The 11,968-nt window shown below is 51.0% G+C and carries 12 protein-coding genes; 4 read left to right on the forward strand and 8 right to left on the reverse strand.

Translation table 11 applies throughout. The annotated features are described in order from the left end of the window. The first annotated feature begins 68 nt into the window (after positions 1-68). The 3 genes from ACTF7Q_RS09005 to ACTF7Q_RS09015 all read left to right on the forward strand — a co-directional run bounded on the left by ACTF7Q_RS09005 (position 69) and on the right by ACTF7Q_RS09015 (position 3,618). Positions 69-1,016 (forward strand): ABC transporter ATP-binding protein, encoded by a 948-nt coding sequence (locus tag ACTF7Q_RS09005; protein WP_438997511.1) that lies wholly within the window; start codon positions 69-71, stop codon positions 1,014-1,016. Next, on the forward strand, positions 1,013-1,828 hold the full coding sequence (locus ACTF7Q_RS09010) for an ATP-binding cassette domain-containing protein (protein WP_438997512.1): 816 nt from the start codon (positions 1,013-1,015) through the stop codon (positions 1,826-1,828). Before ACTF7Q_RS09005 ends, ACTF7Q_RS09010 begins: the two co-directional genes overlap by 4 nt. Before the next feature lie 245 nt (positions 1,829-2,073). Beyond that, positions 2,074-3,618 (forward strand): trimethylamine methyltransferase family protein, encoded by a 1,545-nt coding sequence (locus tag ACTF7Q_RS09015; protein ID WP_438997513.1) that lies wholly within the window; start codon positions 2,074-2,076, stop codon positions 3,616-3,618. Positions 3,619-3,840: 222 nt separating this feature from the next. Here the strand turns inward: ACTF7Q_RS09015 and ppk2 are convergent, their stop codons facing one another. The 8 genes from ppk2 to ligA form a co-directional block, all read right to left on the reverse strand. Next, positions 3,841-4,755, reverse strand: a complete 915-nt coding sequence (gene ppk2, locus ACTF7Q_RS09020; RefSeq protein WP_438997514.1) for a polyphosphate kinase 2 — start codon at positions 4,753-4,755, stop codon at positions 3,841-3,843. An 89-nt stretch (positions 4,756-4,844) separates the two neighbouring features. Further along, positions 4,845-5,228 carry a hypothetical protein gene (locus tag ACTF7Q_RS09025; protein ID WP_438997515.1) on the reverse strand — a complete coding sequence of 128 codons (384 nt, stop codon included), beginning with the start codon at positions 5,226-5,228 and terminating at the stop codon, positions 4,845-4,847. Positions 5,229-5,301: 73 nt separating this feature from the next. Beyond that, a complete protein-coding gene (locus tag ACTF7Q_RS09030) occupies positions 5,302-6,312 on the reverse strand; it encodes an amidohydrolase family protein (RefSeq protein ID WP_438997516.1) in 1,011 nt (336 codons plus the stop codon). Between the two features lie 25 nt (positions 6,313-6,337). Then, positions 6,338-7,243, reverse strand: a complete 906-nt coding sequence (locus ACTF7Q_RS09035; RefSeq protein ID WP_438997517.1) for an amidohydrolase family protein — start codon at positions 7,241-7,243, stop codon at positions 6,338-6,340. Position 7,244: 1 nt separating this feature from the next. Further along, a complete protein-coding gene (locus ACTF7Q_RS09040) occupies positions 7,245-8,423 on the reverse strand; it encodes a PrpF domain-containing protein (RefSeq protein ID WP_438997518.1) in 1,179 nt (392 codons plus the stop codon). Beyond that, complete coding sequence (locus tag ACTF7Q_RS09045) at positions 8,369-9,325, reverse strand: Gfo/Idh/MocA family oxidoreductase (protein ID WP_438997519.1); 957 nt, start codon at positions 9,323-9,325, stop codon at positions 8,369-8,371. Before ACTF7Q_RS09045 ends, ACTF7Q_RS09040 begins: the two co-directional genes overlap by 55 nt. A gap of 25 nt (positions 9,326-9,350) precedes the next feature. Continuing rightward, positions 9,351-10,193: a class III extradiol dioxygenase subunit beta gene (locus tag ACTF7Q_RS09050; protein WP_438997520.1), complete on the reverse strand. Its 843-nt coding sequence runs from the start codon at positions 10,191-10,193 to the stop codon at positions 9,351-9,353. After that, positions 10,186-10,599, reverse strand: a complete 414-nt coding sequence (gene ligA, locus ACTF7Q_RS09055; protein WP_438997522.1) for a protocatechuate 4,5-dioxygenase subunit alpha — start codon at positions 10,597-10,599, stop codon at positions 10,186-10,188. The genes ACTF7Q_RS09050 and ligA overlap by 8 nt, the downstream gene beginning before the upstream one ends. Positions 10,600-10,944: 345 nt before the next feature. On the opposite strand from ligA, the gene ACTF7Q_RS09060 reads away from it, so the two are divergent. Further along, positions 10,945-11,968: glycine cleavage T C-terminal barrel domain-containing protein (locus ACTF7Q_RS09060; RefSeq protein ID WP_438997521.1), on the forward strand; the 1,024-nt coding region annotated here is incomplete at its 3' end.

The raw sequence follows: 11,968 nt of genomic DNA on the forward strand, positions 1-11,968 counted from the left end.
CACTTTGAATCCAAGGTTGAAATAATGGGAATCCAGGGTTGAAATAATGGGAATCCAAGGTTGAAATAATGGCACCGCTTCTTGAAATCACCGATCTTAATGTCGTGTTTCAGACCCGTCGTAAAGCGCTGAAAGCGATTGATAACCTGTCAGTCACCATGGAACCAGGCGAGATTCTGGGCTTTGTCGGTGAGTCTGGTGCTGGTAAATCGGTCACGGGTGCGGCGATTATGGGGTTGATCGATCCGCCAGGTTATATAGCCAGTGGCGAAATCAAGCTGAAAGGCCGACCGGTAGCCGACTATGGCACCAATCTGCGTGGCAAGGAAGTGGGCATGATATTTCAGGATCCGCTAACCAGCCTCAACCCGTTGCGTACTGTTGGTGATCAACTGGCCGAAACGATCCAACATAATCTTGATCTCAGCCTGACCGAAGCGCGCAACAAGGCGGTTGCTGGCCTAAGCGAAGTCGGTATTGATCCTGACCGGTTTAATTCCTATCCGCATGAGTTTTCAGGCGGTATGCGCCAGCGTGTGGTGATTGCGCTGGCATTGGCGGCAGAACCCGATCTGATCATCGCTGATGAGCCCACCACCGCGCTTGATGTTTCGATCCAGGCACAGGTACTAGATCTCTTGCGCGCGGTATGTCAAAAGCGCCGCGCCTCGGTTATTCTGATTACCCATGATATGGGCGTCATTTCCCAAACCACTGACCGTGTCGCGGTTTTATATGCTGGCCGGATGATGGAAATTGGCACCACCAGCGATGTGATAAAGCAGCCACGCCATCCCTATACTAAGGGGCTGATCGCCTCAACGCCGGTGCTTGATCATGTCAGCGCTGACAGCACTTTACCACAGATTCCAGGGGCGATGCCGTCGCTTGATGCCTTGCCGCCCGGATGCCGGTTTCATCCCCGTTGTGGTGATTGCAAACCCCAATGCCGCACCACAACACCTATCTTTGAAAATGATATAGCATGTCATCTATTCATGGGAGCCAGCGCATGACCACGCCTATGGTAATCTGTGAACATCTGACCAAACGCTTTGATCTGTCCGATCCGTGGCTGGTGCGCAAGTTGACCGGTATGCCAAAACGGGAACTGGTTGCGGTTGATGCGGTCAGCTTTGAAATTCCCCGCGGCAAAACCTATGCGCTGGTGGGTGAAAGCGGCTCGGGCAAATCAACCATAGCCCGCATGGTTGTTGGTTTGATGAGGCCGGATGCAGGCGGCGTGACGATCGATGGTCATAATCTGAATACCAGTCAGGATGCGGTCTCGTTGCAGGCTGTGCGGCAGACATTGCAGATGGTGTTCCAGTCGCCATATTCGTCACTCAATCCACGCTGGCGGGTGAATGACATTCTGCTTGAACCGATCCGTGCGTTTGATTTGATCAGCGATGAACAAGGCCAGAACCGGCGGGTGCGTGAATTGCTTGATCAGGTGGGGTTGTCGGCGTCTGATGCGGCCAAATATCCGCATGAATTTTCCGGTGGCCAGCGGCAGCGCATTTCGATTGCCCGCGGGCTGGCCTCGAATCCGGCATTTATGGTGTGCGATGAACCCACCTCGGCACTCGATGTATCGGTACAGGCACAGGTGCTTAATCTGCTAAAAGAGTTACAGTGCGAATTGGGGCTGACATATCTGTTCATTTCGCATGATATGGCGGTGGTGCGGGTGATGGCACATCATATCGGCGTGTTAAAACATGGCCGTCTGATAGAAGCGAATGCGGCGGAAACGCTGTTTCGTAGCCCGCAAGAGGCCTATACAAAAACGCTGATCGACGCGACCCCAAAGGTGATGGTGTAGGGGGGATAGCACTACCCATCCAATCCCAAATCCGCTTTCATGTCGAACGCGCGACAAAATATAGCGGACGCGGTTTAATCACGCATGATGCGCGTCATACCTTTGATATAGATAGCTGGTGACATAGATGACTTGTGACATAGATAACTGGTCACATAGATGCCGGGTCACAAAGATGATGGGATTGTGGTGGACGATCCCGATAATCTGTCATCATCTGCTTCTATCGGGTCAAAGGGGGGATTATGGCGCGTAGATCATCTAGGGCTAGGGGATCAGCATCCAAAGACAGGGATAGCGCGGCTGGGTTTGCGCCCGCATCGCCGTATGTAAAGCGCCACATTCCCTTTTATGACATTCTGGATGCCGAGCAGGTCGCCCGCCTCGAAGCGCAGGTTGACTGGATTCTACAGGATAAAGGCATCGCCTTTTTTGACGATACGCAAGCGCTTGATCTATGGCGGCGTGAAGGCGCGACCATTGGCGGGGAGGATGGCAATATCGTGCGCGCATCAGCCGACTGGATACGCGATCTTTGCCGCAAGGCACCGCCTGAATTTACCCAACTTGCGCGCAATCCCGAACGTTCCGTCGCCATAGGGGGCCAGAATCAAGTCTTTGCCCCGGTCTATGGCGCGCCGTTTGTCCGTGATCTGGAAAATGGGCGGCGTTATGGCGATATTGCCGCTTTCAACGATCTGGTGCGTCTGACCTATATGTTGCCGCATCTGCATCATGGCGGCTTTGTCACTTGTGAGCCATGCGATGTGCCGGTCAGCAAACGGCATCTGGATATGTTGCTGGCGCATATGACGCTCAGCGACAAGCCGCATCTAGGCGCGATCAACGAGATGAGCCGTGCCCAAGATAGCGTCGATATGGCCGAGATTGTCTTTGGCCGCGATGTGATGGCCGAACATTGCGTGAGTATGGGCAATGTGAACACCAACTCGCCCTTGCTGATCGACAAGGTCGTGACGCAGGCGATACGGGTCTATTGCGGGCGCGGACAGGGGATTGTTGTGGTGCCCTTTATATTGTCGGGTGCGATGGGGCCTGTCACCACCGCCGCCAGTGCCGCACAGGCGATGGCCGAAGCGATGATGGCTTGTGCCTATGCCCAGCTGATCCGTCCGGGCGCGCCATTTGTGCTGGGTAATTTTCTGTCCTCTATGTCATTAAAATCGGGGGCGCCAACCTTTGGTATGCCTGAACCGGTGATTTCTAATTATGTGATTGGCCAGCTGGCGCGGCGGGCAGGTCTGCCTTTGCGATGTGGCGGGTCATTGACCGCATCCAAGATCGAGGACGGGCAAGCGGCCTATGAATCGGCAGACTCGATGCATTCGACGATGCTGGCAGGGGCTAATTACGTGCTTCACGCGGCGGGCTGGCTTGAAGGCGGGTTATGTACCGGTTTTGAAAAGCTGGTGATGGATGCTGACCGGCTTGGCAGTTATCAGAAAGTTCTGGCGCAAGGCCTTGATGTGTCTGACGATGCTCTAGCGCGTGACGCCTATGACGAGGTGGCACCAGGCGGCCATTTTCTGGGATGCGATCATACGATGCGCAATTATCGCGATGCCTTTTACGAGCCCCAACTCAGTAATAGCGAAAATGTCGAAAGCTGGGAGGAAACCGGCGCAAAAGATATGCGCCGCCGCGCTTATGACCGATGGACGGGCATGCTTGAGGCCTATCAGCCACCACCGATTGACGTGGCCATAAAAGACGCGCTAGAAGCCTTTGTTGCCAAGCGCAAGGCGGAACTGCCTGATGCATGGTATTGAGTTCTGTTTGAGGTCAATTTCCACTAGGCTGGACTGTGTTGTATGATAAATGTTCTTGATGATAGGGAGTTTCATGTGCTGCAATAGCACCAGCCGTCATCAGGCCTTTTGATGATATTATATTAGTCTTGCGTCAGACTGGAAATATAGCCTGTATCCGCCTTGCAAACCGGTTTATAACGTCATCAAAACGCCCTATGTAATGGTTGTTGTCTAAATAGGCTAATACACTTTCGGCACATATAGATCGTCAGGTAGCACGCGCCTTTCATAATCTGGCTTGAATACGCGCTCAGGCAGTGTGACCTTTTTATGCGGAATTTCATGATAGTTAATTTTTGACAGAATATGTTCCATACAATTCAGCCGCTCACGCTTTTTGTCATTCCCCTCAACAATATACCATGGCGCTTCGGGAAAGGATGTGCGTTCGAACATTTCTTCCTTGGCGGTTGTATATTGTTCCCAGCGGATGCGCGCTTCCAGATCGATAGCCGATAATTTCCATTGTTTCATCGGGTCTTCGATACGCATCTGGAACCGTAATTGCTGTTCTTCATCGGTAATTGAAAACCAGTATTTAAGTACGATAACACCCGAACGGATCAGCATCCGTTCAAATTCGGTTACATCCTGAAAAAACTGTTCAACCTGTTCATCACTGGCAAAGCCCATGACGCGTTCGACACCAGCGCGGTTATACCAGGACCGGTCAAACAGCACGATTTCACCCCCAGCTGGCAGATGTGGCACATAACGCTGGAAATACCATTGGCTTAATTCGCGCTCTGATGGTTTGGGCAGAGCCACCACACGCGCAACACGGGGATCCATACGCTGGGTGATCCGTTTGATCACGCCGCCCTTACCAGCGCTGTCACGGCCTTCGCAAATGATCAGTATCTTGGCGTTGTGTGCAACCACCCAATCCTGCAACTTGATCATTTCCGATTGCAGGCGCAACAGGTTCCGATAATAGGTCTGATTATCAAGATGTTCGGCGTTACGCGCGCGCAGTGCCTCCCGAAGTTCAGGTGACAGCATGGGTTCGCTGAATTCGGTCTCGAACATTTCTTCCAGCGTTTCTTCAAGTTCTAACGCCAGCCAGTCTTTTTCATTATAGTCGTCTTTGGCCATTTGCCTTTACCCCATACGCAGCGCGCATATCGTCTGACGTAATGATACGCCGTTTCATGAATTTATGCCACTTTCTATGTGGGGCTAGACTATAGGTCATCTGGCGTATCATCTAACGCATTGGCCATAAAGCTCATCAAAACCGAAATCATATAGCCATAGAAAACTGGCAGAACCGTGATCGATAATGCTGGTGCTATTGCAGTCGCTTCGAAAGATTCAGCATTACGCAGGGTAATGACGAGCCCAATGACAAAGCCAAGCCAGCCAGATGTGACCGCGCCGCTGGCGGCATATTCCAGCCGGTTGATCGGGCCAGACGGGGCGGCGATCACAAAAGCAATCATGCCAAGCACAACAACCAAAAATGATGGCATATCGATGAAATGACGTGCCGTGTCGTTGCTTACGATAGCCAAACCGATAACAGCTATCAAGATAATCCAACCCATAACAGCACGAAACATAAACATACCACTATACCCACTAAATCAAACTCAAACGTAACCACATAATGTTACATTTTTGTTGCAAAAAAGCGCTTTTCTATAGCGCCAACCGGCTGAATACCGCACGGGCATTACCCTCAAAGATCATTTTCTTCTGCGCATCATCCAGCGCCTTATTGCCATCGATATAGCGTTTCGTATCATCATAATAATGCCCGCTATGCGGATCAATGCCGCGCACTGCGCCGATCATTTCTGAAGCAAACAGGATATTCTTGACCGGGATGACATCGAGTAACAGATCAATACCACGCTGGTGATAAACACAAGTATCAAAAAAGATATTATTCAACACACGTTCGTTTAGATCGCCAAGGCCTTTATCCTGGGCAATACCGCGAAACCGTCCCCAATGATACGGCACCGCACCACCACCATGCGGGATGATGAATTTCAGTTCGGGAAAATCGACAAAAACATCTGAAAACATGAAATGCACAAACGCGGTTGTATCGGCACCCAGATAATAGCTGGATGTCGTGTCCAGCGCATGCTGGCATGCGCCTGATACATGGATCATGGCGGGCACATCATATTCGACCATTTTTTCGTAAAACGGATACCAGTACCGATCACCAAGCCGGGCGTCCTGCCAGAAACCGCCTGATGGATCGGGGTTCAGATTACAGCCAATAAAGCCCATCTCCTCGACGCAGCGGGTCAATTCGGCAATGCTATTATCGATGCTGGTACCGGGGCTTTGCGGCAACTGGCAGACTGGCGCAAAATTATCCGGAAATAATGTGCAGACGCGCTTGATCAGATCGTTGCAATGCGCGGTCCAGGCAGCCGATGTGCTGGCATTGCCAACATGATGTCCCATCCAGCTTGCCCGTGGTGAAAAGATTGTCAGGTCGGTGCCGCGTTCCTGCTGTAGCTTAAGCTGGTTATTGGCAATCGAGTCACGGATTTCATCATCCGTCACCGCCATCGTACCTTTTTCAAATAGATGGTCGGGGTTTTGCGCCAGCGCGTCTTTTTGCGCATTGCGATAGGCTTCGACAGCTGGTGGTGTTGTTGTGTAATGGCCGTGGCAATCAATAATCATAATCTATCCTTTCAACCCACAGGCATTATGCGTCGTCAAACCCATAAAGCCGTGCTGGATTATCAACCAGAATTTTGCGTTGCAGAGTTTTATCGCGTGCCAGCAGCGGCACCAGATCAAGCAAATCGCCATCATTAGGCATGAATTTTTTGATATTCGGATGTGGCCAGTCAGTTCCCCATAACGTGCGATCAGGCGCAATTTCCAGCAGTTCCTGTGCATAGGGCACCGCGTCATAGAAAGGGGGACCAGCAGCCGAAATGCGTTCCGACCCGCAGATTTTCACCCACCAGTTTTCACGCTCCAAAAACCGTTTCAGAATTTGAAAGGCGTCTTGATGCACACCGGCGCTGGTTGGTACACGCCCCATATGATCGACGATGATATCCATATCGAATTGCAGAAAGAAATCCTGAAAACTGATGATATCCTCGGCATTCACATGTATCACCAGATGCCAGCCTAACGGCTGCACGCGTTGAAGTACACGCTTCATCATCTCTAGATCGGGGGTGCCGCCTAGATGCGTGACAAAGTTAAACCGCACACCACGAACACCGCCTGCATCCAGATCGGCAAAATCTTCATCTGAAAAGCTGTCATTCGCGATACATACACCGCGGTAATTATCTGGATTATGTTTGATCGCATCCAGCATCGCCCGGTTATCAGGACCATGACAGCTTGCCTGAACGATGACGGCGCGCTCAATGCCCAGCTTGCCATGTAGTGCGGCCAGCTTCTCGCGCGGGCCATCGGGAGGATGATAGGTCGAGCTAGGGTGATAGGGAAACAGATCATGCGGGCCAAACACATGGCAATGCGCGTCGCATGATTTGGCGGGAGCGGTAAATGCTGGCGTCCGCGTATCGGGATCGGGCGGCATACAGCTTTTTTTGCCAGTCACATTTGTTTCTGTTGCATCTACCATTCTATGCGCCTTTCCAGACTGACAGGGGAACAAAAACCTCACCACGGGCCAGCAAGCGTGCTGTCCGGAGCAAACCTGCGCCCAGAATTTCAAAATCACGACCTGCCGACAGCCGCAGCGTGACATCAAAAACACCTGACGGATGTTCTATCGTCACATCTGTCTGTGTCTCTTGCGTATCTTCCTGTGCCTCTGTCGGTGCCTGTGGCATGATAGCAAGATCATATACGGCGCTATCCGGATGAATCGCCGCCGTAGCTGCCGAGACCGCGCCAAGCACGCCAATAGCCTTGTGGCATGTCTTTGGGATAAAGGTGCGCGTATGGATGGCGCCGCCATTGATGGGCGTAGATATCAGGCACATCTTGGGCACGGTCTTGCCTGTCACATCGCCTAGCCCCATCGCCGCACCAGCCAGCAATCGCACCGCTTCTAGTTTTTGCTTTAAATCATCATTCGCATTCAAAACGTCAGGTGTTTCCCGACCGCTAATGCCAAATTCTTCGGCGCGCAAAGCGACAACAGGCATGCCATTATCAACACAGCTGGCGCTAAAGCCCAGAAAATCATCACGGATAGATCCGGTTGGCCATAATGACCCGCAGGCAGAACCGGCCAGATCGGCATAATGACAGACCACCGGGGCTGACGTGCCAAACACGCCATCTATGCGCGCCGCCCCATCATAGACCGGCAGACCGTTCTTGATGGGAAAACTAAGTTGGCATCTTTTGCTACTGTTGGTCATAAAGACATCGATATCGGCACTATCGCCGCTTCGCCTCAGCAGGCCGCTTTCCAGCGCAAAGGCACCCACCGCCGACAGCAGATTCCCGCAATTGGGCGTGTCATCAAGTCGATCCTCGCCAACGAGTGCCTGCACAAAACTATAATCGATATCACAACCATCATGCTGTGATATTTCAATAATCGCTATTTTTGACGTTAGTGGATCGCCGCCGCCAAGCCCGTCAATCTGACGTGGGTCACCATGTGCCCCCATCACCCATTTCAATAGATTGTCACGCGTGATCGGGTCAGCAGGCAGGTCAGTGGACAGAAAATAAACCCCTTTAGAACTGCCGCCGCGCATCTGCATATAGGGAATGGCGGTCTGGTTGCTCACTATGCGCTCATCTTTTCTTCGATCATATGCATCACCTGCATTGCTGGCAGACATTGCGCCAAACTACTGTTTGGCTCGCGTTCTTCTTTGATCGCGCTGATAAATTCACGGTCAATCAATTCGATACCATTCATCGACACCGCAACTTTTGACACGTCGATTGGCGCATCATACCCGTCAAACAGGTCGTCATATCGTGCTACATAAGTGCCGTTATCGCAGATATAGCGAAAGAAAGTCCCCAAAGGTCCGTCATTATTAAAGGATAGTGAAAGGGTGCAGATTTTACCGCTGGGTGTTTTCATCAGGATTGACATATCCATGGCAATGCCAAGCTCAGGATGAACAGGCCCTTGAACAGCATGGGCTTCGGTAACCATTTCACCGGTCTGATACATGAACAGATCGATCGTATGACAGGCATGATGCCATAGCAGATGATCAGTCCATGATCGTGGTTCGCCCTTGGCATTCATATTGCTGCGGCGAAAGAAATAGGTCTGCACATCCATCTGCTGAATCGATAGCTTTCCGGTGCTTATTTCATTATGCACATATTGATGCGACGGGTTGAAGCGGCGCACATGTCCTGCCATGGCGGTCAATCCGGTTTCGGCCTGACGTGTCACCAGCCTTTGTGAGTCAGCCAGCGTGTCAGCCATCGGAATCTCGATCAACACATGCTTGCCAGCATCCATTGCGGCCAGCCCTTGTGTTGCATGTAGTTGCGTTGGCGTTGCCAGAATAACGGCATCCAAATCATCACAGGCCAGAAAGGCGTCAAAATCATCAAAACGATGCGGCACATCAAGCCGATCAGCCGCCTTATCTGCCTTGGCCATTGACGTAGCCATAACGGCGGAAATCTCGGCATCTTCGATGGCGCTGATAGCATCCATATGTTTGGAACCAAAAGCCCCATTCGCGCCCGCAATGCCAACTCGTACCTTACGCATAAACCACTCCCTGATAATATTGCGTCTATTCGCTATCTTTTAAAATCTGAAGCCCATAAGCCGTATTGGACACTGGCACATGATAGAAACGATATAGCTCCTCGACTTTTGGTGCCATAGCACCGCGCATGATATTCCACATAATCATCTCGATTCCTTCGGATCCGGCCTCACGAATAAAATCGGCATGGGTGAGTTTGGTGTTGGCGATTGGGTCAGCGACCAGATTATCCATGAAAACAGTATCAAACTCGGCATTGATAACCCCGGCGCGTTCACCCTGAAGCTGGTGCGATAAGCCGCCCGTGCCCCAGATTGAAACATTGATATCTTCGCCATAACTGTGAATGGCTTTGCGGATTGCCACGCCCAGATCATGACATCTTTTTGCCGTTGGTTGCGGATATTGAATCACATTCACGCAAAGCGGAATTACCTTTACCGGCCATTCTTCGGGGGTGTCATAGGCCACTGATAACGGCACGGTCAGCCCGTGATCAACTGGCATATTGTTGCTGATCGCCATATCGAATTCGTCAAGTACCAGACTTTCCACTAGATGCCATGCCAGTGCCGGATGCCCCTGAACGACAGGCACTTTACGCGGACCATAGCCTTCATCAGCAGGCAGGAATTTGTTCGACACGCCAATGGTAAAGGTTGAAATCTGCTCGAGTGAAAAGGCCGACGCATGGTCATTATAGACAATGATAACCACATCGGGTCTGTTTTGGGCATGCCATGTGCGCGCGGGCTCAAGCCCTTTGAAATAATCTTGCCAGTAATCCTCACCTTGCTTGCCATGGTCGATGGCGGCGCCAACAGCTGGAATATGCGAAGTGCCCATGCCTGAAAAAATTTTAGCCATTATCGGTTTCCTCTTTGTAGCGGTTACCGTCAATTGGGCGGCCACCATTCAGCATCATCTGCTGGAAGTCTTCAAAACTCATGCCGGTACCTGACATTTTGGCACCAACCTGCTGCATATTCAGCCCGTCAAAGGCGGCGATCTTAAAGGTGTAATAGATATTACCGCCAAGCTGTAACATGCCCAGCCAGTCACGTTCTAGAACGGCGGTGCGCTGAGCAGGACTCATGTCAAATTGATCGATATATGCGGTTTCACTGTCTTTGAATTTGGCACGGTTTTCGGCATTATTCAGCGACATGCAGAACATGTTCAACCCATAACCATTCTGGTAATGCGCGGCGTCTTGCACATAGGTGCCAGGGATCGACTCGAAATCGTTTTCAGGAGCTACTTCGGTCATCATCTTGCCTTTTGACATTAAGAATAATATCAGACAGTAAATTAGATTGAATTTAAGAACAACATTCAAAAAAAGTCCGCATCGTTCATGAAACCCAGCATAAATGACATCCCTGCCTTTGTTGGGGTTGCCGAACATGCAGACATTAGCCTAACTTATCTAAAATGGGCTACTTTACAGAGGCAATAACGCCCCATAACTTCTATTTTTAGATGAAATAAGGCGTTCATAAGCTATTTTATGCGGGCTAGGGCCTTTATGACATGTGCAGGACATACCATCTCTATAACCGGTGTGATGTATAGTTAGATTTTGACCTGTTTGAGGGTCGTAAAAGGATGGCAAGCCATGGCGAAAGATACCCAGAATACTGACGCGGTAGGATTCGGAACTCAGATCCGCAAATCACCTTATTTTGACGCGACGATGCGCTGGGGCGCGGCGGGCTATTCGGTTTATAATCATATGTATATTCCGCGTGATTTTGGTGATCCGGTGCAGAATTTCTGGAATCTGGTCAATCATGCGATCTTGTGTGATGTTGCGGTCGAACGTCAGGTTGAAATCACCGGGCCGGATGCAGCACGCTTTGTCCAGATGCTTAGCCCGCGAGATATTTCCAAATGCGCTGTTGGCCAGTGTAAATATGTGATCCTGACCAATGAAAAAGGCGGTGTGCTGAATGATCCGGTGATGTTGCGCCTTGGTGAAAACCATTTCTGGTTTTCGCTGGCTGATAGCGACATTCTGTTTTGGGCACAGGGCGTTGCGGTCAATGCGGGCATGGATGTAACAATCACCGAGCCTGATGTGTCACCGCTACAGTTGCAGGGGCCAAAATCTGGCGATATTGCGCATGCGCTTTTTGGCGATGTAGTATCTGACTTGCGCTATTACTGGCTGGCTGAGCTTGAATTTGAGGGCATCCCGCTGGTGGTGTCACGGACTGGCTGGTCAAGCGAATTGGGCTATGAAATTTATCTGCGTGACGGGTCAAAGGGCGATCAGCTTTGGGAAGCGATCATGAAAGCTGGCGCGCCATTTGGTCTGCAGCCAGGTCATACATCATCAATTCGCCGGATCGAAGGGGGTATGCTGTCCTATCATGCCGATATGGATATCAACACCAATCCATTCGAACTGGGTCTTGACCGTTTGATCGATCTGGATATGGATGCTGATTTTATCGGTAAGGCGGCGCTGACTAAAATTCGCCAGCACGGCGTCACCCGCAAACAGGTGGGTCTGGTCATTGATGGTGCGCCGCTGGCGGCTTCAAATACGACCTTCTGGCCGGTTGAAAGCGATGGCAAGGTGATTGGTAAGGTCACGTCGGCAATCTATTCACCTCGCCTTGAGCAGAATATTGCCC

This window comes from Puniceispirillum sp. (SeqCode), from assembly GCF_965657105.1.
GTDB lineage: Bacteria > Pseudomonadota > Alphaproteobacteria > Puniceispirillales > Puniceispirillaceae > Puniceispirillum.